Annotated in this window: 24 protein-coding genes; 11 read left to right on the top strand and 13 right to left on the bottom strand. The window is 29.3% G+C overall.

Features of this window, described 5'->3' with window-relative positions; genetic code table 11:
• Positions 1-6 precede the first annotated feature (6 nt).
• Positions 7-387 carry a hypothetical protein gene (locus B8063_RS03445; protein WP_085069542.1) on the bottom strand — a complete coding sequence of 127 codons (381 nt, stop codon included), beginning with the start codon at positions 385-387 and terminating at the stop codon, positions 7-9.
• Between the two features lie 16 nt (positions 388-403).
• On the opposite strand from B8063_RS03445, the gene B8063_RS03440 reads away from it, so the two are divergent.
• A complete protein-coding gene (locus tag B8063_RS03440) occupies positions 404-1,390 on the top strand; it encodes a polysaccharide deacetylase family protein (protein WP_232311419.1) in 987 nt (328 codons plus the stop codon).
• Here B8063_RS03440 and B8063_RS03435 read toward each other — a convergent pair.
• Genes B8063_RS03435 through murJ form a run of 4 tightly spaced genes read right to left on the bottom strand, consistent with a single transcriptional unit; the run spans position 1,382 to position 5,676 of the window.
• Entirely contained in the window at positions 1,382-2,521 is a 1,140-nt protein-coding gene (locus B8063_RS03435) for a glucosaminidase domain-containing protein (protein ID WP_085069540.1), read from the bottom strand. The two genes, B8063_RS03440 and B8063_RS03435, sit on opposite strands and share 9 nt — an antisense overlap.
• Before the next feature lie 39 nt (positions 2,522-2,560).
• Positions 2,561-3,103 (bottom strand): NifU family protein, encoded by a 543-nt coding sequence (locus tag B8063_RS03430; protein WP_085069538.1) that lies wholly within the window; start codon positions 3,101-3,103, stop codon positions 2,561-2,563.
• A 37-nt stretch (positions 3,104-3,140) separates the two neighbouring features.
• Positions 3,141-4,142, bottom strand: a complete 1,002-nt coding sequence (gene trpS, locus B8063_RS03425) for a tryptophan--tRNA ligase (protein ID WP_085069536.1) — start codon at positions 4,140-4,142, stop codon at positions 3,141-3,143.
• Positions 4,143-4,146: 4 nt separating this feature from the next.
• Complete coding sequence (gene murJ, locus B8063_RS03420) at positions 4,147-5,676, bottom strand: murein biosynthesis integral membrane protein MurJ (protein WP_085069534.1); 1,530 nt, start codon at positions 5,674-5,676, stop codon at positions 4,147-4,149.
• A 50-nt stretch (positions 5,677-5,726) separates the two neighbouring features.
• Here murJ and B8063_RS03415 point away from each other — a divergent pair, with 50 nt between their 5' ends.
• Positions 5,727-8,015 carry an NADP-dependent malic enzyme gene (locus B8063_RS03415; protein ID WP_085069532.1) on the top strand — a complete coding sequence of 763 codons (2,289 nt, stop codon included), beginning with the start codon at positions 5,727-5,729 and terminating at the stop codon, positions 8,013-8,015.
• Here B8063_RS03415 and B8063_RS03410 read toward each other — a convergent pair.
• Complete coding sequence (locus tag B8063_RS03410; protein WP_232311418.1) at positions 8,012-8,605, bottom strand: BON domain-containing protein; 594 nt, start codon at positions 8,603-8,605, stop codon at positions 8,012-8,014. The two genes, B8063_RS03415 and B8063_RS03410, sit on opposite strands and share 4 nt — an antisense overlap.
• Positions 8,592-9,452: a 16S rRNA (cytidine(1402)-2'-O)-methyltransferase gene (rsmI, locus tag B8063_RS03405; protein WP_085069530.1), complete on the bottom strand. Its 861-nt coding sequence runs from the start codon at positions 9,450-9,452 to the stop codon at positions 8,592-8,594. The genes B8063_RS03410 and rsmI overlap by 14 nt, the downstream gene beginning before the upstream one ends.
• 28 nt (positions 9,453-9,480) lie before the next feature.
• On the opposite strand from rsmI, the gene B8063_RS03400 reads away from it, so the two are divergent.
• Positions 9,481-10,632 carry an ABC transporter substrate-binding protein gene (locus tag B8063_RS03400; protein WP_085069528.1) on the top strand — a complete coding sequence of 384 codons (1,152 nt, stop codon included), beginning with the start codon at positions 9,481-9,483 and terminating at the stop codon, positions 10,630-10,632.
• Here the strand turns inward: B8063_RS03400 and rdgB are convergent.
• Positions 10,616-11,218, bottom strand: coding sequence for an RdgB/HAM1 family non-canonical purine NTP pyrophosphatase (gene rdgB, locus B8063_RS03395; RefSeq protein WP_085069526.1), 603 nt, complete (start codon positions 11,216-11,218; stop codon positions 10,616-10,618). The two genes, B8063_RS03400 and rdgB, sit on opposite strands and share 17 nt — an antisense overlap.
• A gap of 36 nt (positions 11,219-11,254) precedes the next feature.
• Here rdgB and B8063_RS03390 point away from each other — a divergent pair, with 36 nt between their 5' ends.
• From B8063_RS03390 to B8063_RS03365, 6 genes are read left to right on the top strand one after another with little or no spacing between them, the layout of a single operon-like run.
• The gene (locus B8063_RS03390; RefSeq protein WP_085069524.1) at positions 11,255-11,896 is read left to right on the top strand and encodes a nucleotide exchange factor GrpE; all 642 of its coding nucleotides are present in this window, start codon (positions 11,255-11,257) and stop codon (positions 11,894-11,896) included.
• A 58-nt stretch (positions 11,897-11,954) separates the two neighbouring features.
• Positions 11,955-13,880: a molecular chaperone DnaK gene (gene dnaK, locus B8063_RS03385; protein WP_085069522.1), complete on the top strand. Its 1,926-nt coding sequence runs from the start codon at positions 11,955-11,957 to the stop codon at positions 13,878-13,880.
• A 28-nt stretch (positions 13,881-13,908) separates the two neighbouring features.
• Positions 13,909-15,036 (top strand): molecular chaperone DnaJ, encoded by a 1,128-nt coding sequence (gene dnaJ / locus B8063_RS03380; RefSeq protein WP_085069520.1) that lies wholly within the window; start codon positions 13,909-13,911, stop codon positions 15,034-15,036.
• A 37-nt stretch (positions 15,037-15,073) separates the two neighbouring features.
• Positions 15,074-15,850 (top strand): 4-hydroxy-tetrahydrodipicolinate reductase, encoded by a 777-nt coding sequence (gene dapB / locus B8063_RS03375; protein WP_085069518.1) that lies wholly within the window; start codon positions 15,074-15,076, stop codon positions 15,848-15,850.
• The gene (nth, locus tag B8063_RS03370) at positions 15,850-16,503 is read left to right on the top strand and encodes an endonuclease III (RefSeq protein ID WP_085069516.1); all 654 of its coding nucleotides are present in this window, start codon (positions 15,850-15,852) and stop codon (positions 16,501-16,503) included. Before dapB ends, nth begins: the two co-directional genes overlap by 1 nt.
• A gap of 2 nt (positions 16,504-16,505) precedes the next feature.
• Positions 16,506-17,435 carry an adenosine kinase gene (locus B8063_RS03365; RefSeq protein WP_085069514.1) on the top strand — a complete coding sequence of 310 codons (930 nt, stop codon included), beginning with the start codon at positions 16,506-16,508 and terminating at the stop codon, positions 17,433-17,435.
• A gap of 3 nt (positions 17,436-17,438) precedes the next feature.
• On the opposite strand, the gene arfA is transcribed toward B8063_RS03365, so the two are convergent.
• A complete protein-coding gene (arfA, locus tag B8063_RS07155; RefSeq protein WP_143323111.1) occupies positions 17,439-17,543 on the bottom strand; it encodes an alternative ribosome rescue factor ArfA in 105 nt (34 codons plus the stop codon).
• Complete coding sequence (locus B8063_RS03360) at positions 17,527-18,102, bottom strand: winged helix-turn-helix domain-containing protein (RefSeq protein ID WP_085069512.1); 576 nt, start codon at positions 18,100-18,102, stop codon at positions 17,527-17,529. The genes arfA and B8063_RS03360 overlap by 17 nt, the downstream gene beginning before the upstream one ends.
• Positions 18,103-18,118: 16 nt before the next feature.
• Here B8063_RS03360 and B8063_RS03355 point away from each other — a divergent pair, with 16 nt between their 5' ends.
• Complete coding sequence (locus tag B8063_RS03355) at positions 18,119-18,610, top strand: L,D-transpeptidase family protein (RefSeq protein ID WP_085069510.1); 492 nt, start codon at positions 18,119-18,121, stop codon at positions 18,608-18,610.
• A gap of 6 nt (positions 18,611-18,616) precedes the next feature.
• On the opposite strand, the gene B8063_RS03350 is transcribed toward B8063_RS03355, so the two are convergent.
• Together B8063_RS03350 and B8063_RS03345 are read right to left on the bottom strand one after the other, a co-directional pair.
• The gene (locus B8063_RS03350; RefSeq protein ID WP_085069508.1) at positions 18,617-20,329 is read right to left on the bottom strand and encodes a tetratricopeptide repeat-containing sulfotransferase family protein; all 1,713 of its coding nucleotides are present in this window, start codon (positions 20,327-20,329) and stop codon (positions 18,617-18,619) included.
• 3 nt (positions 20,330-20,332) lie between these two features.
• On the bottom strand, positions 20,333-21,001 hold the full coding sequence (locus tag B8063_RS03345; RefSeq protein WP_085069506.1) for a YggS family pyridoxal phosphate-dependent enzyme: 669 nt from the start codon (positions 20,999-21,001) through the stop codon (positions 20,333-20,335).
• On the opposite strand from B8063_RS03345, the gene B8063_RS03340 reads away from it, so the two are divergent.
• Positions 20,996-21,520, top strand: coding sequence for a thiamine phosphate synthase (locus B8063_RS03340; RefSeq protein ID WP_085069504.1), 525 nt, complete (start codon positions 20,996-20,998; stop codon positions 21,518-21,520). The genes B8063_RS03345 and B8063_RS03340 overlap by 6 nt on opposite strands.
• A gap of 60 nt (positions 21,521-21,580) precedes the next feature.
• Here the strand turns inward: B8063_RS03340 and B8063_RS03335 are convergent, their stop codons facing one another.
• Positions 21,581-22,528 carry a porin gene (locus B8063_RS03335; RefSeq protein WP_085069502.1) on the bottom strand — a complete coding sequence of 316 codons (948 nt, stop codon included), beginning with the start codon at positions 22,526-22,528 and terminating at the stop codon, positions 21,581-21,583.
• Between the last annotated feature and the right edge of the window lie 79 nt (positions 22,529-22,607).

Below are 22,607 nucleotides of genomic sequence, written 5' to 3'. Positions count from 1 at the left end.
CCTTATTTAACTCGAATAAACTGGATTTATCAAATCTTTTGTTAGCTTATCTTCATTATCTAATTCAATTAGTTTTTTATAGTCATTTATATTTTTTATATCCATGGAGGTAAATCCTACTAATTCAATTCTATTAGCTAGAGACAAGGCTTTAGCAATTGAAATTGAAGTTCTTAAGCTTGAAAATTTTCCTGGCCCTCTATTAATATATATTTTTTTAATTTGATTTATATTTGTATCTTTTTCACTCAAGAATTTATTTAATAGTTTTACTAATTTATCAAAATTTTCTCTACTGTTTGAATGCTCAGTGGTATAAGATTTACTATCTTTGATGATTGAAAAAAAAATTTTATCACTTGCAGCATCAATAACTAAATTAGTCATAATCAATTTATTTCTATTGCAAACAAACCTATATGCAACCGAAAAGAAATACGAGAAAGATGAAAAAGGAATTTTATCACTAATGTACCATAGATTTGAAGAAAATAAGTATCCATCAACTAATATTAAAATGGATGTATTCAAAAAACATATGGAGATAATAAAAAATAATAATTTTGAGTTTTTTGATCCAAAAGATTTTGAGAAAGAATTTTATAATGTGAAAGTTAATAAAAAAATTCTTATTACTATAGATGATGCCTTTTTATCTTTCTATAAAAACGCTTGGCCTTTTCTGAAGGAAAATCATATTCCTTTTATTTTGTTTACATCCACAGAAACTATAGGAAATAAAGGTTACATGACTATGGATCAATTAAAAGAAGTTGAGTCGCATAGCTTTGCATATTTAGGAAACCACTCTCACTCTCATGAATACATGGTAGAATTTGATTTTGAGAAGTACAAAAAAGATATTAATAAATCTATTGATATTTTTAATTCCCAATTTCACTATAATCCAATTTTTTTTTCATATCCTTTTGGTGAATACAGTTTAGAACAAAAAAAATATATTTCATCAAAATTTAAATTTGCATTTGGCCAACACTCGGGTGTCATTGATCTCAATAAAGATCCATATGAATTACCAAGATTCCCAATAAATGAAAAGTACGGTGATATTAAAAGGTTTCAGTTTTTAATAAATTTACTTCCACTGCAGTATGATAAAATCTCTCCAGAAGATAAACTAATTACCAACAATAACCCTCCAAAGATGACTGTGGAATTTTTTAAGGAGCAAAAAAATTTAGGACAAATAAATTGTTTTTCTGATGAAGGAGGTTCTTGGGATAATTCAAACATAAATTTAGAAGAAAACAAACTTACAATTTCCTTTAGAGAAAAGTTTAATTTTAGAAGAGGAAGAGTTAACTGTTCCTTAAACGATATAGATGGCTGGAGGTGGTTAGGTAGCCAATTTTCAGTATATTTAAATTAAGTTTTTCAATTTTTTTGTTGTTGGTAGAATTTTAACATCATCAAATTCTGTGAGAGAATTTTGCTCAATAATTTTTTTTAATATTTTTGTGTATTCAATTCCAGTTTCAGCATATTTATCCAAATAATTTACAAGTAAAAGGCTGTTTAGTTTTCCTTCATTATCTCTTTGAATTGCTCTTTCACGTCTGAATTTTTTATATCCTGAATGTGTATTTAAATTTCTTTGATACGCCTTCACAGACGCCTTTAAGACTTTAAACTTTGCAACCTTATGTTTTGAATCTCCATCTGCACCAGCCGGTTTAATTCCTTCTCCAGACCAAGTCCATTGTCCAAAAAGTGCATTTCCTTCTTGTGCAAATCTTGATGTACCCCATCCAGTCTCTTTAGCTGCTTGAGCGATTGCTAATGAAACTGGTATTTCATCCATTCTTATTTTTAAAGTTGAAAAATCATTACTTTTGACACCATATTGCTTAAATTTTTTAGATAGCCACTCTTTCTCTGCTTTTGAATTATTATTTTTATTTAAAATTGCGAAAAGCTTTTTCCTATCTAAACGGATTTTTGTATTCTCCTCAATTATTAAAGGAAGCACAATTTGTATAAATAAATTCTTTCTCTTTTTTGTGTTTTCTATTTTTTTCATTTCTCTGGGTAAATGATCAATAGAATTTCCAATGTTTACTAGCTTTGTTTCTTTAACTTTTTTTAGATTATATTTGGTGTCCTCAAACAATTGTTCGATAGTAGATGCGCTCAATCTAGAAGTATTTAAATTGTTCTCATCAGAATTAAATACGTCTATGTCATCAAATACGTTTTCCAAGTTGGTTTCATCATCAACGTTTTCATTTTTAAATATTTCTTTATTATTAAGTGTTAAATCAAAATTTTTTTTTGATATATTCGATACCTCTATATTGGCGCTGAAGTTTTCACTGATAAAATTAGTCATCACAGGTAAACCAAAAAAAATCAAAATAATAATAGCACTTGCTAAAGAAAACTTAGATAAACTCTTGTAATCTTTTTTAAAAAAATTTTTTTTACTATTTTTTTTTAGACGTTTAAATTTAATTGAGTTCGGTTTTATGAAAAATAACTCATTTCTATTTTTTTTAGGCATAAAATAAGTTTAATGATTATATAAAAATAAATTATTATTTTAAACTGCTAAAACTTCTTTCACTTCAGGAATATAATGTGTTAGTAAATTTTGAACACCTTGCTTTAGCGTCATAGTTGAAGACGGACAACCTGAACAACTTCCTTGTAATTCCACTTTGACTTTACCATCTATAAACTCTTTAAATTTTATATCTCCACCATCTTTTGCAACTGCTGGTCTAACTTTTGTTTCTAAAATATGAATTATTTTTTTTTCAATTTCATTTAAATTTTCATCAGTCTCATTTTGACTTAATTTATCAAGGATGCACTTATTCCCCTCAGCATAATACTCATTTATATAAGATATAATTATATGCTGCATATCATCCCAATTATTTTCATCTATCTTGTTAACTGATAAAAAATCTTCACCTAAAAAAATACCAGTTACTCCATTTATGGAGAGAATATTTCTTAACAAAGTATTTTTTGTATCTTCTTTATTTACTATCTCTAAGGGTCCATCATTTGAAACTGGACGCCCAGGTATGAACTTCAGTGAGTTAGGGTTAGGTGTTTTTTGAGTTTGTACAAACATTACTTTAATATAATAACTAAAAAAACATTTTAAATAGTTAAAAACCGATTATTTTCTTCATTTCCTTAACTTTATTTTCAGCTATATCATTTGCTTTTTCTGCTCCATCTAATAAAATTTTGTCAAGATAAGCAGGATCATTTAATAATTTATTTATTTCTTTTGCCATTGGAGAAATTTTATCAATTAATTGTTCGGAAAGATTTGTTTTTAACTCAGAGAAATTTTTACCACCAAACTCTTTCAAAGTGGTGTTAATATTTTGATTTTTTAAACTTGAATATATTCCAAGTAAATTTTCTGCCTCAGGTCTGTTCTCTAATTCTTCAACAATATTAGGAATAGGATGTGGATCTGTTTTTGCTTTTTTAATTTTATTAATTATTAAATCTTTACTGTCTTTTAAGTTTATTCTGCTTAAATCTGACACATCTGATTTACTCATTTTTTTTGAACCATCCTTTAGGCTCATAATTCTGGAAAATTGTTTTTGTATTAATGGTTCCGGAGGAACTAGGAAATCCTCAACATTATAATCGTTATTGAATTTTTGGGCAATGTCGCGACAAAGTTCTAAATGTTGCTTCTGATCATCACCAACTGGTACATGTGTTGCATCATATAACATAATATCTGCAGCCATAAGAATAGGATAAATGTAAAGGCCTACGCTAGCTTTCTCCTTATCTTTACCTGCTTTTTCCTTAAATTGTGTCATCCTGTTAAGCCAACCCATTCTACCAATACAACTCAATATCCAAGAACCCTCTGAGTGCGCGGGAACTAAAGATTGATTAAACAAAATGCTTTTGTTTGGGTTAAGTCCACTTGCAAGGAATGTTGCAGCAGTTTCTCTAATATTATTTTTTAGTTCTTTTGGATCCTGTTTCAAAGTAATTGCATGCAAGTCAACAACACAATATATGCAATTATTATCTTTTTCATTCTGCAGTTCTACAAAATTTTTTATTGCACCTAAATAATTTCCTAAATGTAGATTTCCTGTTGGTTGAACTCCTGAAAAAATTTTTTTAGCCATAAAGTTAATATTTTATTTTAATATCTGATAATTTGAAAGCTTTAGTGACAATAGATATTAAAATATATATTACAAACGTTATGATTACTAAAATAATAATGCATAAAAATTTATAATTATTCTCATAAGTCAAATATTCGGAAAAGAACTTAATTAAATATATAAATATACTCAAAGTAATAAAATTAGAAAAAAGTATTTTCAGCATTGAAAAATGGAAATTACTTGAAAATTTAAAATAACCTTTGTTGATGACTATAATCATCAAAATTATACCATTTAACCAAGAAGATATTGTTGTTGCAATTGGAATAATTATAAACCCAATTTCGTTAAAGAAAATAACACTAATAAAAATATTAACTGTTACTGATAACAAAGAAATTTTAAATGGAGTATTGGTATCATTTCTAGCAAACAAAAAACTGGAAAATATCTTTATTAATGAAAATGCAGGTAAGCCAAAAGAAAAATAAAATAACGCTCTAGCTGAATTTTTTACACTTTCAATATCAAATGATCCGTATCCAAATAATGAGGAAGTTATTTCCTCTGACGCAACAATCAATGCAAATGAAGCTGGCAAACTCAGAAATAAACTTAATTCTAAAGCTTTATTTTGTATTTCTGAAATTTTTAATTTATCTTCTGTTTGAACATATTTGCTTAGATTTGGAAGTATGACCGTACCTATTGCTATTCCTGCTATTGCAAGATTAATCTGATAAATTCTATCTGCATAATATAAGTAAGATACTGCACTTGCTTGAAATGAAGCAATAATAGTACCAACTAATATATTTATTTGAGTTACACCTGAAGCAAAAATACTTGGTAGAAGCTTTTTGAAGAATAATTTTATATTATCATTCATTTTAATTTTTAAATTAAAATTAGGTAGATAAAATTTTCTTACAAAAAAAATAAGAAATATAAACTGTACTAGTCCAGCTATAGATACTGTGTATGATAGATAATAAACTAATGTATCTCCAAACTTATTTGCAAAGATTAAACACAGAATTAATAATATATTTAAAATTATTGGTGCAGCTGCTGCGGCTGCAAATTTGTTATGAGAGTTTAGAATTGCTGATAAAAAAGAAGCAAGGCAAATAAAAAGTAAAAAAGGAAAAGTAAGTCTTGTTAAATTTATAGCTAATTGCATTTTTTCTTTGTCATCACTAAAACCAGGAGCGATAATTTTTACAAATCCTGGCATGAAAATTTCAATTAAAATGGTAGTAACTAAAAGAAAGAAAACTAATAAATTAAAAACTGAATTAGCAAACTCTTTGGCTTTATCTTTTCCTTTGATAAGTTCGCTAGTATAAGATGGAACAAAAGCTGCGTTGAATGTTCCTTCAGAAAATAACCTTCTAAAAGTGTTTGGAATCCTAAATGCTACAAAAAAAGCATCAGCTAATGGCCCAGAACCTAAATAAAGAGCGATAAAAAAATCTCTGACATAACCAAGCACTCTACTTATCAAAACAAAAAAACTAAATGTGCCAGTTGACTTAATTATGTTCATAAATCATATTAGTCTTAATTTAGATCTAATTGTATATTTAAATATCCAGAATGAAGAAAGTTAAAATAGAACATTATTCTGATAAAGAAGCTCTTGATTTTCATACCAATGAAAAATCAGGAAAAATCGAAATAAATTCATCGAAGCCGATGACTACTAAAAGAGATTTAGCCCTCGCTTATTCTCCAGGTGTTGCTGCTCCAGTCAAAGCTATCGCAGAAAATCCTGATCTTGCTTATGAGTATACTACTAAAGGTAATTTGGTAGCTGTAATTAGCAATGGATCTGCAATTCTTGGTCTTGGTAATTTAGGAGCTGTTGCTTCTAAACCAGTTATGGAGGGAAAAGCAGTTTTATTTAAAAGATTTGCAGATATTGATTCTATAGATTTAGAAATAGACTCAAACGATACTAACGAGATTATAAATTCAATTAAGAATTTTTCAAAAAGTTTTGGAGGTATTAACTTAGAAGATATCGCTGCTCCAGACTGTTTCGTCATAGAAGAAAAACTAAAAGAAAATTTAGATATTCCTGTTTTTCATGATGATCAACACGGCACTGCAATTATTACAACTGCAGCACTAATAAATGCAGTAGACATTGCAAAAAAGGATTTAAAAAAAGTTAAAATTGTAATCAATGGTGCAGGTGCTGCAGCTATGGCTTGTGCTAATTTGTTTAAAAGCTCAGGTGTTCCTCAAAAAAATATTACTATGTTAGACAGAAAAGGAGTGATTTACAGGGGAAGAGATAACTTAAATCAATGGAAATCAGCTCATGCAGTTGAAACGAAAAATAGGACATTGTCCGACGCAATTGATAGTGCAGATGTTTTTTTAGGATTATCTGCAGCAGGCGCTCTTAAAAAAGAGATGGTCAGAAAAATGGCAAAAAATCCTATAATTTTTGCTTGTGCAAACCCAGATCCAGAAATTACTCCAGAACAAGTTGAGGAAGTTAGAAAAGATGCAATAATTGCGACAGGTAGATCAGATTATCCTAACCAAGTAAATAACTTAATTGGTTTCCCATATATATTTAGGGGAGCGTTAGATGTAAGAGCGAAGACAATTAACGAGGAAATGAAAACTGCTGCAGCAGACGCAATTGCAAAACTTGCAAGAGAAATTGTGCCTGAAGAAGTGGCTGCTGCAATGGGAGGTGAAACACCTTCTTATGGAAAAGAATACATTATTCCCTCTACATTTGATCCACGTTTAATTAGTGTTATTCCAGTTGCAGTAGCAAGGGCCGCGATGTCAAGTGGAGTTGCAAGAAAGAATATTGAAAATTTTGACATATATTCCGAGCAACTTAAACAAAGATTGGATCCATCTGTAACTATTATGCAAGGAATTAACTCGAAAATTAAAAAAAATAAAAAAAGAGTTGTATTTGCAGATGGAGAAGACGAAAATACACTTAAAGCTGCAATTGCTTTTAAAAATAGTAATCTAGGAACACCAATCATAGTTGCGAAAGAAAAAGTTGTCAAAGAGAGGTTAAAAGAAATTGGATATGGCGAAAATTTTGATATTGAAATTGTGAATTCAACTAAAAAAGACAAAAGAGAAAAATATGTAAACTTTTTGTTTAAAAAACTGCAAAGAGAAGAAGGCTTATTAGAGAGAGATTGTGATCGAATGGTAAGAAATGATAGAGTAATATGGGGTTCTTGTATGGTGGCGTGTGGTGATGCAGATGCAATGGTAACTGGAAATACAAGAAGATATGCCCAATCTCTTCAAAAGATTAAAAAAGTTGTTGAACCAAGGCCTGGTGAAATAATGTTTGGGTTAAATATGGTTGTTAATAAAGGGAAAACTGTGTTTATTGGAGATACTAGCGTACATGAATATCCAACATCTGAACAATTAGCAGAAATAGCGATTTCAGCTGCAAGGGTAGTAAGACTTTTTGGTTTCGATCCTAAAGTTGCCTTCCTTTCTCATTCAACTTTTGGACAACCATTAACTAGCAGAACAAAACACATAAGGGATGCTGTTGAAATTTTAAAAAATAAAGAAGTTGATTTTAAATTTGATGGAGACATGCAACCAGATGTGGCATTAAATAATGAGTATGCAGATCTTTATCCTTTTTCAGAAATTGTTGGTAAAGCGAATATATTAATTATGCCAGGACAACATAGTGCAACCATTTCTCATAAAATGATGAAGTCTTTGGGTGGTGCTAAGGTGATTGGTCCTTTATTAATTGGTTTGGGGCAACCAATTGAAATTGCTCCACTAAGATCCTCTACTTCTGATATATTAAATTTAGCCTCTGTTGCAGCATATTCTGCAGGGGTAATTAATTATAAAAAACCAAATTAATTTTTAACTATTCTAAGATCTTCTACAAGTAATATACTTGAAATTACATCTTCGACATCAAGAATTTGTTTTGCTTCATTGATAACTTCTGCTCTCTCTTCCTCGTTTTCAGCAATACCATATATATAAATTTTTTTTTTATGAGTATCTATATTGTAATTAGCAGACTTAATTTTTTTACTAGCAATCATAGCTGTACGTAATTGTGAAGTAATCAAAAGATCTTTTGCAGACTGTTGAAAATTAAACTTTTCTTTTATCTTAAGATCGTTTTTAACCGATCTTGCACCTTTTATTTCCCAAGCTAATTTTGTTATTTTTAATTTTTCTTCAATTGTTTCGACTTTGCCAGTTATGAATATTCTTCCATCTATAACTTTTGGCTTAACAGATAAAAAGTACTTTCCATCCATATTTATAATTTTAGCACTCAGATTTTTTTGCATTATATTATCATCTATCTGGGTTCCTATAGTTCTTGGATCTGTTGCAATTGATACTCCGGTACCGAGAACACCTGTTGAGGATGCGCCCACACATCCGTTTAAAATTATAAATAGTATTAAAAAGTAAAGTTTATTCTTTATCATTTTTAATTTCTAAGCAGTAATTGTATATAACTTTTTTTTGAAAGTTTTTTTTACTACAAATTAATTTCACTACATTTTTAATTGTTTTAGTTTTTAATAATTTTTTAATCTCTTTTTTATCTGATTCTTCTAATTCAATTAACTTTTTTTGAATATTTTTATTCTCAGAAATTATTACTGTTACTTCTCCTTTTTTCGATATCCTCAAACTATCTAATTTATCTGAACTAATTCTTATATACTCCTCATGAAACTTGGTAATTTCTCTACAAATTAATATATCTCTTTTTGGAAAATGAAGTTTTAAATCATTAATAATTTTGTAAAGTTTATTTGGTGATATAAAAAATACAACTGTACATCCAAAACTTGATGCTTTTTCAAGATTTAAAGTAAGGTCTTTTCTTTTTTCAGGCAAAAAACCAAGAAATAAGTATCTATCTGAAAAACCACTTATAGAAATACCTGCACTAACAGATGATGCCCCAGGTATTGGAAAGATATCGATTGAATACTTTATACATTCTTTAATAAGTAATTGACCTGGGTCTGATATAGCTGGTGTCCCTGCGTCAGATATCAAACAGATAATCTTGTCTTGTTTAAGCTTTTCTATTATTTCTTTAATTTTTTCTCTCTCATTGAATTTATGGTAAGAAATAAGAAGTTTTTTTATGTTAAAATGATTTAACAATTTTTTTGAAACTCTTGTGTCTTCACACAAAATTAGATCGCATTTTTTAAGTACTTCTATAGCTCTTAGAGTAATATCCCCAAGATTTCCGATAGGTGTTGCAACACAATATAGCCCAGGTTTAAGATTATCTAAGATTTTATCATGATGCATAATTTAAAATTATATTATTAATAATTAAATGAAATCTTTATTTAAAAAAATATTAATATTAATTTTTGTATGCTTATTGCCTGGAAGCAAAATATTTGCAGAAGACAAAATTAGAATTGGTCTTGTGGTGCCATTAAGTGGTGAATATTCGACTATTGGAGACTCCATTATTAAATCAACAAGACTTGCGCTAAATAAAATTAATGATGAAAAATTTGAAATTGTGCCAGAAGATACAAAAGCCAATCCAATTGATGCATTAAAAGTATCAAAAGCCCTATATGATCAAGGTATTAAAATTATTATAGGTCCAGTTTTTAACGAAAGTACAAAATATCTTGATGAATTAAATGATGTAACCTTCATATCATTAACAAATAAAATTTACGGAAACCCTCCAAATGTAATAAGTGCAGGCGTTAATGCAATTTCTCAACTTCAAACAATTGATAAATTTAGGAATTTAAATGAGATCCAAAGGACTATTTTTTTAATCCCTAAGAGTGACTATAGAAAAGAAGTTGAACAGGCTATCAAAAAAACAAAATTAAAATTAAAAGATAAATATTTTTATGATATGGACCCAACATTGCTTACTTCACAAATCGAAAAAGTTACAAGATACCCTGAGAGAAAACAGAATTTAATTAATGAAATTGAAAGGATAGAAAACTCATCATTAATAAATAAAGAAAAAAAATTAGAGGAACTAAATAAAAAAGATACTTTAGGTGGTATAAACTTTGACTCAGTCATTATTGCTGACTTTGGCGAAAGTTTGAAGAGTGTAGCTACATCTCTTTTATACACAGATGTTTCTTCAAAAAGAATTTCTTACATTACTTTAAATCAGTGGTTTGATAATTCACTTTTAAAAGAAAATTCACTGCAACCAATTTATTTTCCATCAATTAATAAAGAAAATTTTGAATTATTTAAGGTTGAGTATAATAACGCATACAAAAAAAAAGCTAATCAACTTTCCTTTTTAAGTTATGACCTTGTCGGTTTAGTTTACTTTTTAATTTACAGTAACAATTTTGATCAAGATAAAAAAATATTTTATGAAAAAAATAAATTCAAAGGAAAAATAGGTATTTTTGAGATTGATAAGAACACAATTACACACCAATTAAATTTTTACAGTATCAATGATGAAAAATTTATAAAAATTTTCTAATTTTTTTAAAAGCTTTGTATCTGTGGTCAATTTTATATTTTTTTTTAGGATCCATCTCACCAAAAGTTTTTCTTTTACCTTTAGGTATAAATATTGGATCATAACCAAAACCTTTTAAACCCCTCTGTTCATTAGATATATATCCCTCGATTTTACCAACTGAAAATATAGGTTTCTTTTTAAGACCAAAAATTGTCAATGCACAAATAAACCTTGCTGAGATTTTTTTTTCTTTCCAATTTTTTTTCTTTTTATCTAAAGCTTTAAAAACTTTTTTTATTGCTAAATTAAAATCTCCTTTTGGACCTCCCCATCTTGCTGAATAAATTCCTGGTTTTTTGTTTAATAAGTCAATTTCAAGACCAGAGTCATCAGCTATGCAAACCATATTAGTTTTTAGTGAAAATTTTTTTGCTTTAATTAGAGAATTTTCTTTAAACGACTTTCCATTTTCGACAGGACTCTTTAATTTAAATTGACTAGGGGTGAAAATTCTATACTTTTTTGGGATCAAATCTCTAATTTCTTTGATTTTTCCCTTATTATTAGAACCTATAACAATTTTTTCGATTTTTTTTTTAGGCATCTAGAAAAACTAATTTTACTTACCATATACGTATTAATGGAAAAAGAAGAATCAATAGAAAAAAATACCAAAGAAAATCAAAAAGAGATTGAAGAATTAAAATCAGAAAAGACTGAGGATATTAAAGATGTGGAGGAAAAAACTGAGGAAAAATTAACTCCTGAGGAAGAATTGCTCAATATTAAAGATAAACTTGCAAGAACTTTTGCTGAGATGGAAAACCAAAGAAGAAGGTATGAAAAAGAAAAAGAAGATGCTTTTGAATACGGTGGTTTTTCTTTTGCTAGAGAAGCGCTAAATCTTTTAGATAATCTTGAAAGATCAAAGATTTCATTAGAAAATGATGAGACTATTAAAAATACTGACACTTTAAAAAAAGTTCTAGAACATTTTGAAATTATTAATAAAGATTTGCTATCAATATTTAAGAAAAATAATATAGAACCAATTAAGTCTATAAATGAAAAGCTAGACCCAAATCTTCATCAAGCAATGATGGAAATTGAAGATGAGACCAAAGAACCAGGAACAATAGTTCAGGAAATTCAAAAAGGATTTATGATGAAAGATCGATTATTAAGACCGGCATTAGTTGGGGTAGCAAAAAGAAAGACAGAAGAGCAATCAAAAGATGAGCAAAAAACTCAAGAAAATCAATCAGAAATGGATAAAAATTAATCTTGATGGGTGCTTGTAGTTGTAAAATTAACACTTATATGAAGCAAAGGAATTTAATATGAGCAAAGTAATTGGGATTGATTTAGGAACAACTAATTCTTGTGTAGCCGTAATGGAAGGTACACAGGCAAAAGTTTTAGAAAATGCAGAGGGTGCGAGAACTACTCCATCTGTTGTTGCTTTTACTGATGGAGACGAAAAATTAGTTGGACAGCCAGCAAAAAGACAAGCGGTAACAAATCCTGAAAATACTATATTTGCTGTTAAAAGATTAATTGGTAGAAATTTTGAAGATCCAACTGTTAAAAAAGATGTTGAGACGGCTCCATTTAAAATAGTTAATTCAGACAAAGGTGATGCTTGGATTGAAGCAAAAGGAACAAAGTATTCACCATCTCAAATATCTGCATTCACACTTCAAAAGATGAAGGAAACAGCAGAAAAATATTTAGGACAAGAAGTAAAACAAGCAGTAATAACTGTTCCAGCATATTTTAATGATGCACAAAGACAAGCCACAAAGGATGCAGGTAAAATTGCTGGTCTTGAAGTCTTAAGAATTATTAATGAACCAACTGCAGCATCACTTGCATATGGATTAGATAAAAAAACAAATAAAAAAATTGCAGTCTACGATTTAGGTGGTGGAACTTTTGACGTTTCAATTCTTGAATTAGGTGATGGCGTCTTTGAAGTAAAATCTACTAATGGAGACACATTCTTAGGTGGTGAAGATTTTGATAATACGATTGTTGAGTATCTTCTTTCAGAATTTAAAAAAGAAAATGGTATTGATTTAAAATCAGATAAGCTAGCACTACAAAGACTCAAAGAAGCTGCAGAAAAAGCAAAAATTGAATTATCTTCTGCTGCGCAAACTGAAATAAATTTACCTTTTATAACAGCTGACAAAACAGGTCCAAAACACATAAATTTAAAAATGACTAGAGCAAAATTAGAGGCTCTTGTTGAAGATTTAATTTCTAGAACAATACCACCTTGTCAAACTGCATTAAAAGACGCTGGTCTTTCAGCAAGCGAAATAGATGAGATTGTTTTAGTTGGTGGTATGACGAGAATGCCTAAAGTAGTTGAAGAAGTAAAAAACTTTTTCGGTAAAGATCCAAATAAATCTGTAAACCCAGATGAAGTTGTTGCAATGGGTGCTGCAATTCAAGCAGGTGTATTACAAGGAGATGTTAAGGATGTATTATTGTTAGATGTAACTCCGTTATCACTAGGAATTGAAACATTAGGTGGTGTATCAACAAAATTGATTGAGAAGAATACGACTATTCCTACAAAGAAAAGCCAAGTTTTCTCGACCGCAGAGGATAATCAGCCAGCTGTATCAATAAGAGTTTTGCAAGGTGAAAGAGAGATGGCAACAGACAATAAAGTTCTTGGAAATTTTGAGTTGGTTGGAATTGCGCCAGCACCAAGAGGAGTTCCTCAAATTGAAGTAACATTCGATATTGATGCAAATGGTATCGTTAACGTTTCGGCTAAAGATAAAGGAACTGGTAAAGAGCAAAAAATTCAAATTCAAGCATCTGGTGGTTTAAGTGATGAAGAAATCAATCAAATGGTAAAAGACGCAGAGAGCAATAAGGAGGCTGACAAGAAAAAAAGAGAAGCTGTTGATGCAAGAAACCAAGCTGATACTTTATTACATTCAACTGAAAAAAATTTAAAAGAGCACGGAAGTAAGGTTTCTGATGCAGATAAGAAGGCCATTGAAGATGCATCCGCAAATTTGAGAAATGCACTTAAAGGAACTGATTTAGAAGAAATAAAAAAGAAAACTCAAGACCTAGTTCAAGCATCCATGAAGCTTGGTGAAGCAATTTATAAATCACAACAAGGTGCTAAACCAGATGATGCTCCAAAAGACGATTCTAAAGGAGAAAATAAAAAAGACGACAATGTTGTTGATGCTGACTTTGAAGAAGTAAAAGACGAGAATAAAGAGAAAAGCGCCTAGACTAACAACTATTTGTCTATAACCTGTTATGGCAAAGAGAGATTATTATGACGTCTTGGGAGTTAATAAAGGTGCTTCAGCTGATCAAATTAAATCAGCTTACAGAAAATTAGCAGTCAAATTTCATCCAGACAAAAATAAAGGCGATAAAGCAGCTGAGGAAAAGTTTAAGGAGGCATCAGAGGCTTACCACGTTTTATCGAATTCTGAGAGGAAGCAGAATTATGATAATTTCGGACATGCGGCTTTTGAAAATGGCGGTGGAGGCAGAGGTGGTTTTGGAAACTTTGACTTTTCTGGCTCTTTTTCAGACATCTTTGAGGACTTTTTTGGTGAAGGTTTTGGAGGAGGTGGAAGAAGATCAAGAAGATCTAATAACAGAGGTTCTGACTTAAGATATGATTTATCCGTAACTTTAGAAGAGGCTTTTTCTGGAAAAAAACAAGACATTAAGTTTTCAACAACAGAAAAATGTGACACTTGTAGTGGTTCAGGCTCTAAACCAGGTCATAACCCTGGTGCGTGTAATATGTGTGGGGGTCATGGACAAGTAAGATCTAGTCAGGGATTTTTTACTGTGCAACAAACCTGTCCACAGTGCTCTGGCTCTGGTGAGATGATAACTCATCCATGTGGAAGTTGTGGTGGACAAGGAAAAAAACAAGCATCAAAAAGACTATCAGTTACAATTCCAAAAGGTGTTGATGATGGTACAAGAATTAGATTATCTGGTAAAGGCGAAGCAGGATCTAGAGGTGGAAGTAATGGAGACTTATATCTATTTATTAATGTTCATTCTCATGAATTATTTAAGAGATCAGATGAAAATTTATTTTTCGAGTGTCCAATTTCTATCGCTGATGCAGCTTTAGGTACCTCTATTGAAATACCAACTATTGATGGAGGGAAAGCAAAAATTAAAATCCCAGCAGGAACACAGAGTGGAAAACAGTTTAGATTAAGAGCAAAAGGGATGCCTTACATGAGAGGTGGGGATTATGGTGATCTTTATGTACAAGTAAATACTGAAGTACCTGTTTCATTAAATAAAGAGCAAAAAGAACTACTAGAAAAATTTAGAGAAATTGAAAACGAGAAATCAAACCCAAGTATTAAAAAATTCTTTCAAAAAGCCAAAAGTTTCTGGCAAAACTAAAGGTTAATGCTAATCTAAGTTAACTTTAAATTTTTAAATGAAAAAAATAAATTTAGTAATAACTGGGTGTATGGGGAGAATGGGCCAACAACTAGTAAAATCCATAAAAACTGATAGAGCTATAAAACTTGTTGGTTTGACTGAAAATAAATTAATAAAAAAAAAGATAGGTGGAATTAAACCACAATTAAACAACGACAATGTGTTTAAAAAAACAGACGTAATAATAGATTTTACAGTGCCCAGATGCACCTTTGAGATTTTAAACATAGCTTCAAAATTAAAGAAAAGAGTTGTTATTGGAACCACTGGTTTTACTAAGACTGAAGAGGATAAGATTAAAAAAATTTCAAAAAAAATTCCTATTTTAAAAGCAGGTAATATGAGTCTTGGAATAAATCTTTTGATGTATTTAACTGAAATAGCATCAAGAGCACTTGGGGATAGATATTTAAGTAAGGTTTTTGAAGTTCATCACAAACATAAAAAAGATTTTCCATCAGGTACTGCTTTAATGCTTGGTAAAGGTATAGCTTTTGGTAAAAATAAAGATTTTTATAAATTACTTGGGAAAAAATTTCTAAATAAGAAAATATTTCCATACAGCAAAAAGATAAATTTTAATTCAATTAGGAAAGGTGAAATTATCGGAGAACACGAAGTTAAGTTTTCTAGTGGTAAAGAGATAATCACGCTAAACCATGAAGCTTTTGATAGAGCTCTTTATTCAGAGGGAGCAATCACAGCTGCAAAGTGGCTAAAATCAAAAAAACCAGGTCTTTATTCAATGAGAGATGTATTAAATTTTGAATAATGAATGAAGTCCAAAGGGCTAAAATAGTTTTAAAAGAACTTAATAAATTTTATCCTAAAACACCAATTCCATTAAAACACAAAAATATTTTTACACTTTTAATCTCTGTCCTTTTGTCAGCTCAGTGTACTGACAAAAATGTAAATAATGTGACTAAAAATATTTATCCAAAGTATTATAGACCAGAACATTTTGTTAAACTTGGTAGAAAAAAAATAGAAAAACTTATAAAAAAAATTGGAATTTTTAGAGTTAAAGCAAAAAGTATTTATATTTTGTCAAAAATGTTAGTAGAAAATTATAATGGAAAGGTCCCAAAAACCTTTGAAGATTTAGAAAAATTACCTGGTGTTGGACATAAAACTGCAAGTGTAGTCATGTCACAAGGATTTGGATTTCCTGCTTTTCCTATAGATACTCATATTCATAGATTGGCTCAAAGATGGGGACTTACAAATGGAAAAAATGTAGTACAAACTGAAAAAGACCTTAAAAGATTATTCCCAAAGAAATATTGGAATAAATTGCACCTTCAAATAATTTATTACGGACGAGAGTACTGCAAAGCAAGAGAATGTTATGGAATTGCTTGTAAAATTTGTACCACTTGTTATCCTAAAAGAAAAAAACCTCTTAAAACAAAGAAAGCATAAAAATGAAAATATTAGGAATTGGAAACGCAATTGTAGATGTAATTTGCAAAGTTGATGAAGATTTTATTTCAAAAAATGGGTTAACAAAAAGTACAATGAAGTTAATTTTTGATGAGAGTGAATTTCAAAGTTTATTAAAAAATCTTAAAATAGAAAAAACTGTCTCAGGCGGCTCTGTTGCTAATTCTATTGTTGGTCTATCACAACTTGGGAATGAAGTAGGATTTATTGGAAAAGTAAGTGATGATAAATTGGGTGAAAAATACGAAGAGGGTTTAAAACAAGAAAACGTTAAATATTTTTATGACAAGAAAAAGGAGGCACTGCCTACAGGAACGTGTTTAATTTTAGTGACACCAGACTCTGAAAGAACAATGTGCACATTTTTAGGAACAGCAGGGAAAATAAATGAGAATGATGTAAGTTCAGAGGCAGTTAAAAAAACTCAGATTATTCTTTTAGAGGGATATCTCTGGGATGAAGGGGATCCTAAAAAGGCATTTGAAAAAGCAATTCAAAGTGCAAACAAAGTGGCAATGTCTTTATCTGATCAGTTTTGTGTTGATAGACACAAACCACACTTTTTAGAATTGGTTAAAAATAAACTAGATATTACCTTTGCCAATGAGCAAGAAATAATGTCGCTTATCGATGCAAAAAATTTTGATGATGTAATAACATTTTCCAAATCACTCAGTAAAACAGTTGTTGTAACAAGAGGCGAAAAGGGTGCTGTAGCGGTTAATGGAGATGAAGTTGTTGAGTGTGGTATAAAAGAAGGTTTAAAAATTGTTGATTTAACTGGTGCTGGAGATCTTTTCGCAGGAGGTTTTTTGCATGGACATGTAAATAATATGTCATTGAAAGATAGCTTAGAAAAAGGCACAGAAATGTCGTCGAAAGTTATTCAACAAATAGGTGCAAGACTTTAAATATTATTTTTTTCTTTTAAAACTGCCTTTACCTTTTTTTGGTTTAACAACCCTTGGCTTGTACTTTTTAGAAAAAAGTTCTTTAGCCACACTATTTTTTTTTTTCATTTAAAAAATATCCCTTTTTATCACTTATAATAAATTCATTATCGTAGAATTTATCGTTTATTTTCTTTCTAAGACGATATACGTGAGTTTCAACTGTATGGGTTTCGAGTTCAGAGTTATATCCCCAAACCTTTTCTTGAAGCTGATCAATTTTCACTGGATCTTCAGACTGTTTTAAAAAAATTAAGATAGAGCTCTCTTTTTCTGTTAGCTCAAGTTCCTTTTCATTTTGATTTAATATCCTTGAATTAAGATCTAAATTATATCTTCCTAAATCAATTTTAGATTGTTCTATAAATTTTGACTTTAAAAAATTGATATTTAAAATTTGAATAAGATCATTAATATTAATTGGAGATTTATCAATTATAATCTGCTTTTTTAAATTTGATAATTTTTTTTTAGTAATCACTAAGTAATCACTCAAATTATCATTTTCCAAATTTTCTAATTCTCTCTCGTTCTCATAAAATTCTAATTTAAATTCAAAATTTTCCTTAATTTCTTCAAGTATATTAAATAGTTCTCTGTATCTAAAAATTATTAATTTTTTTGTCATAGTATATAGTGAATCTATGACAATTATTGTCAAAAATAAACATACTCTTTTATTTAAAGATTTTAAGTTTAGATGTTGTATTGGAAAAAATAATTTCTCAAAAAAAAAAATTGAGGGTGATAAAAAAACTCCAATTGGAATATTTGGTTTGGGAGATCTCTACTATAGAGCTGACAGATTTAAAAAGCCATTTACAAGCCTAAAGACTCATAAAATCAATAAAAATATGGCCTGGTGTAATGATGTTAACCACAAAAAATATAATAAATTAATCAAAATAAATAAAAAGATAGGCTATGAAAAATTATTTAGAAAAGACTATAAGTATGACTTTCTTTTACCAATTAAATATAATTATAAAGCTATACCTAAAAAAGGGAGTGCAATTTTTATTCACTTAACGAAAAATTATCAGCCTACCGCAGGGTGTATTGCTTTATCAAAAAAAGATTTTTTAATTTTAATAAAGCTAGTTAATAAAAAAACAAAAATAAGAATATTAAAATAAATTTATTTAGTAATTAAATTCCTTGATCCAATTTTCCAACGAAATATTTGATTTTGCAAACTCTTTTTCATAATTTTTCCATCTATACATAGAATTAGAATAAATAGGTTGGCTAACTTGGTTATAACTTGGAGTGTTAATTATTCCTCTTTTTTCAGCAGTTTTATAAAATTCTATTACATTATCAGACCACTTAACGTTTAAAAATTTCAAAAGATCTCCAATTGTTTTTTTAAAGTTAGAGACCACATCTTCATATCTTATTAAATGATGATCAATTATAAAAACATTGGTATATTTTTTCCACAATGACATAGTAAGATCATATAATTTTAACGTGTCATCTAAATTTAGGAAGTTAGCCATAGCATGATTGAGCATAAAATTTTGCATGAAACAGCTCAAAACACAGTCATATGGATGTCTTAAAGCTAATATAAATTTAGCATTTGGAAAAAATCTTAAAATCTCACCCACATGTACAATATTAAGTGGCATTTTATCTATAGTGATTTTTTTATTTTTATTTTTCTTATAGCTTTCAATTTGATTAAAATAGTAATCCCTCATTTCTTTTATTAATTTTGGATCGGTATTTTCTAAATTTTCAAGGGTGTAACCTTTATTTATATAAAGATGATCTATAAATCTATTTATTATTGGTATTTCTTCTAAAACCTCAATAGACGGGTGACTTCTTAAAATTGTATCTAACAAAGTTGTACCAGATCTCGGGAAACCTATTAAAAAATATGGATCTCTCCTATCATCTAAGATTTTGGGAGGGTCCCAAGTGGAAATTTTTGGATTACTAAAAAAATTTAGTCTATCTTTTGTAGTTTTAATATGTATTTTTTTGTCGACTGTTTGGTCTTTACCTTGATCCATGATGTCATTCAACATCTGAAAAAGTTTAAAAGCTCGGCCATAGTCGCCCACTTTATCGTAGCTTTTAGCTAAGACTTCATAGCTAGCCTGTTTTTGAACGATTTGCTCTGGTAAAAATTCTGTATTTTCTAATAGACTTATTACCTCTTTATAACTTTTATTTTTATAAAACAGCTTTGCTTTAAATGATTTGATTACTTGATCATTTAAAAATATTTTTTCTGCAGTATTTATTAGATCCTTAAGTTTTTCATTTTGATTTGATTTATCATACAAATCCATAACATTATTATAAGAAGGTAGATAATTTGGATCAATCTCTATTGCTTTTTTATAAAAATTTTCAGAATTTTCATGGTCCCCTAATCTTTTCAATAGATTAGCAAAATTATAGTTTGCGAGAAGATTATCCGGATCAATTTCAAGCGCTTTAAGATAATTTTCTTTTGCTTCCAAAACTTTTTTTTGATTAACATAAGCCATACCAAGATTAGTATAAGCGAGTAGATAATTTTTATTTAGACTAATTGCTTTTTTAAAATATTTTATAGCTTTTTCTATTTCATTTAAGTTTAAATATACTAAACCTAGATTATTATTTAACTCTGGAAGATTTGGATTTATGGAATTAGCTTTCTCCATGTAATCTTTAGCTTCATTGAAACTATTATTTTGTGCTTTGATTGAGGCCATAAAATAATTAGCATCAAAGTTATTAGGAAATTTCTTTATTATTTTTTTATATAATTTTTCTGCTTTAACAAAATTTTTATTTCTAAAAAATTTATTTGCGAAATCTAAATTTTCTCGCAAATCGTTATTATTTTTCATTACTTAAAATTTCTTTTTTCTTTCACCAAATATTTTAGAACCTACTCTGATAAAAGTAGCATTGTTATCGATTGCAGAAATAAAATCAGCCGACATACCCATGCTGAGTTCATTTAAGCCTAAATCTTTATTTAAATAATTCATCCTCATAAAGTATTTCTCAGGGTCTTCTGAAATGGGTGGTAAACACATGGTTCCAATGACATCTAAATTTTTATTTATGCAATATTTGTAGAATGATTTTAACTTGTTAGGATTTACACCACTTTTTTGATCCTCGTTTCCAACATTTACTTGAATAAACAATTTAGGTTTTTTATCTATTTTTTTTTGCTCCTCAGAAATTTTATTGGCAAGTTTTTCATTATCAAGTGAGTGAATGTAATCAAAAATTTTTAAAGCTAATTTTGTCTTATTTGATTGCAGTCTTCCAACTAAATGAAGTGATAAGTTTTGATTTTTAAGTTTTATGTCAGACCATTTTTCAATTGCTTCTTGAACCTTGTTTTCTCCAAAATCTGTATGACCGTATTCGACCAAGGGATTTATATGACTAATTTCAAATGTTTTTGAAACAGCAATAATTTTAATATTATTTTTATTGTTTGTTTTCTCTTGATTTTCTTTTATTGAATTCTGTATGTTTGTAAAATTTATTATTGATTGATGCATAGATTAAAAAAAAAATATTACTTTATAAAAAACTTTAATACTACAGAACTTAAAAATTTAAACTCAAATACAGATGTAATATATAGAAATTACGAGAAAATGCCTAAAATTACTGAACTTTTGAAGATGAGGACATTCTGCAAGAGAAAAGGGATAAAACTTTATTTATCCAATAATATTCAACTTGCTATTAAACTAGGTTTTGATGGGGCTTACATCCCCGCTTTTAACAAAAGTTTAAGACATTTAAATTACAAATTAAAAAAAAATTTCAAGATTTTAGGCTCTGCTCACAATATTAAAGAAATACGGTTGAAAGAAAAACAAAAAGTTAGTCCAATTTTTATTTCGTCGGTATTTAAGAAAAATAAAAATTACCTTGGTCTTTATAAATTTATAAATTTAGGAAAATTAACTGATATCAATATTATTGCTCTTGGGGGTATTAATAGACATAATCTTAAAATACTTAGATTAACTAATTGTGCTGGTTTCGCTGGAATTAGTTATTTCAATTAAATTTAGAGCAAAAAAAAAGGCCCCTTAAAAAGGGGCCTTTAATATAATTATATAAAATAATTAGAATGCAAAAGTTAAGTTAACTTCTGTTGCATCTCTATCATCAGTTGCTGTACCAGCAACATTGTCAATTGAATGACGTGAAGCTGTTACTGACATTGAACCGTTAGTCCAAGACACACCTAAAGCATCTGCTTCTTGATCTGAATTTCCTGAACCTGATTCATATTCTACAGTTGATGAACCATATGAAATTGATACATCTTCACTTATTGCATAAGATACACCCCAAGCCTCAAACTCTGTGTCTGCGTTAGCTGTTTGGCTATCAGTTTCGTTAGCTTGGAAACCTACTGTAAATGCATCCATTGCGTAAGTTGCGTATACGACAGTATTTTCTACTACAGCACCATCAGTTGTATTGTTGTCTTCTACCGCAACACCAACATTTAAACCTTCCATACCAGTAAATGCAATACCAGCACCTGTAGTACTATCATGCGTTGTCTCACCTGGTTTGTAGTTTAACATTACTGTAACACCATCAATTGCAGAGCTGTTAGTGTAGATTAAAGAGTCGTTAGTAGTTTGTTGAGCAATTGGACCAGTTTCTCCGCCGCCGCCTTTGATATCCCAAGACTCTTCGTTAGCAGCTGGAGTTTTATCATCCCATGCGCCTACTGCACCGTTTCCAGATGCACCTCTGCCAGCAAACCTTAATTTACCCATGTCTCCCATGTCTACATCAAAGTGGCTGTTAGCTGCAGTCATTGCACCGCCTGAAACGTTGTTATAATAACTAACTGTGAAACCATTATCTAAATCAGCAGAACCTGTGAATGAGATAGTAGTTTTTTGTGATAACTTACTGTCAGCGTTATCAGCTCCAGAATTTCCTACATAAGTAATACCAGCAGTACCTGTAACATCTAGAGAACCAGCAACAGCTGATGAAGTTACAAGAGCAGTACCTAATGCAGTCAATCCTACTTTTTTAAGATTGTTCATATTAATTACTCCTTTATTAAATTGTTAATATTAATATTAAACATGAGCCTTTTATCAGTTTTTTTTAAATAAAATCCCA

The sequence above is a fragment of the Candidatus Pelagibacter sp. RS40 genome (genome assembly GCF_002101295.1).
Classification (GTDB): Bacteria; Pseudomonadota; Alphaproteobacteria; order Pelagibacterales; family Pelagibacteraceae; genus Pelagibacter.
Note: the sequence above shows the minus strand (reverse complement) of the source record. Positions and strands in the feature narration are given on the sequence as shown.

Bases quoted from the DNA above. Each gene is read 5' to 3' on its own strand.
- dnaK (WP_085069522.1), top strand. From the start codon at position 11,955: ATGAGCAAAGTAATTGGGATTGATTTAGGAACAACTAATTCTTGTGTA.
- rsmI (WP_085069530.1), bottom strand. From the start codon at position 9,452: ATGCATCATGATAAAATCTTAGATAATCTTAAACCTGGGCTATATTGT.
- murJ (WP_085069534.1), bottom strand. From the start codon at position 5,676: ATGAACATAATTAAGTCAACTGGCACATTTAGTTTTTTTGTTTTGATA.
- B8063_RS03365 (WP_085069514.1), top strand. From the start codon at position 16,506: ATGAAAATATTAGGAATTGGAAACGCAATTGTAGATGTAATTTGCAAA.
- B8063_RS03340 (WP_085069504.1), top strand. From the start codon at position 20,996: ATGCATAGATTAAAAAAAAAATATTACTTTATAAAAAACTTTAATACT.
- B8063_RS03345 (WP_085069506.1), bottom strand. From the start codon at position 21,001: ATGCATCAATCAATAATAAATTTTACAAACATACAGAATTCAATAAAA.
- B8063_RS03415 (WP_085069532.1), top strand. From the start codon at position 5,727: ATGAAGAAAGTTAAAATAGAACATTATTCTGATAAAGAAGCTCTTGAT.
- trpS (WP_085069536.1), bottom strand. From the start codon at position 4,142: ATGGCTAAAAAAATTTTTTCAGGAGTTCAACCAACAGGAAATCTACAT.
- B8063_RS03360 (WP_085069512.1), bottom strand. From the start codon at position 18,102: ATGACAAAAAAATTAATAATTTTTAGATACAGAGAACTATTTAATATA.
- B8063_RS03355 (WP_085069510.1), top strand. From the start codon at position 18,119: ATGACAATTATTGTCAAAAATAAACATACTCTTTTATTTAAAGATTTT.
- nth (WP_085069516.1), top strand. From the start codon at position 15,850: ATGAATGAAGTCCAAAGGGCTAAAATAGTTTTAAAAGAACTTAATAAA.
- dapB (WP_085069518.1), top strand. From the start codon at position 15,074: ATGAAAAAAATAAATTTAGTAATAACTGGGTGTATGGGGAGAATGGGC.
- B8063_RS03445 (WP_085069542.1), bottom strand. From the start codon at position 387: ATGACTAATTTAGTTATTGATGCTGCAAGTGATAAAATTTTTTTTTCA.
- B8063_RS03400 (WP_085069528.1), top strand. From the start codon at position 9,481: ATGAAATCTTTATTTAAAAAAATATTAATATTAATTTTTGTATGCTTA.
- arfA (WP_143323111.1), bottom strand. From the start codon at position 17,543: ATGAAAAAAAAAAATAGTGTGGCTAAAGAACTTTTTTCTAAAAAGTAC.
- rdgB (WP_085069526.1), bottom strand. From the start codon at position 11,218: ATGCCTAAAAAAAAAATCGAAAAAATTGTTATAGGTTCTAATAATAAG.
- dnaJ (WP_085069520.1), top strand. From the start codon at position 13,909: ATGGCAAAGAGAGATTATTATGACGTCTTGGGAGTTAATAAAGGTGCT.
- B8063_RS03410 (WP_232311418.1), bottom strand. From the start codon at position 8,605: ATGATAAAGAATAAACTTTACTTTTTAATACTATTTATAATTTTAAAC.
- B8063_RS03390 (WP_085069524.1), top strand. From the start codon at position 11,255: ATGGAAAAAGAAGAATCAATAGAAAAAAATACCAAAGAAAATCAAAAA.
- B8063_RS03350 (WP_085069508.1), bottom strand. From the start codon at position 20,329: ATGAAAAATAATAACGATTTGCGAGAAAATTTAGATTTCGCAAATAAA.
- B8063_RS03430 (WP_085069538.1), bottom strand. From the start codon at position 3,103: ATGTTTGTACAAACTCAAAAAACACCTAACCCTAACTCACTGAAGTTC.
- B8063_RS03335 (WP_085069502.1), bottom strand. From the start codon at position 22,528: ATGAACAATCTTAAAAAAGTAGGATTGACTGCATTAGGTACTGCTCTT.
- B8063_RS03435 (WP_085069540.1), bottom strand. From the start codon at position 2,521: ATGCCTAAAAAAAATAGAAATGAGTTATTTTTCATAAAACCGAACTCA.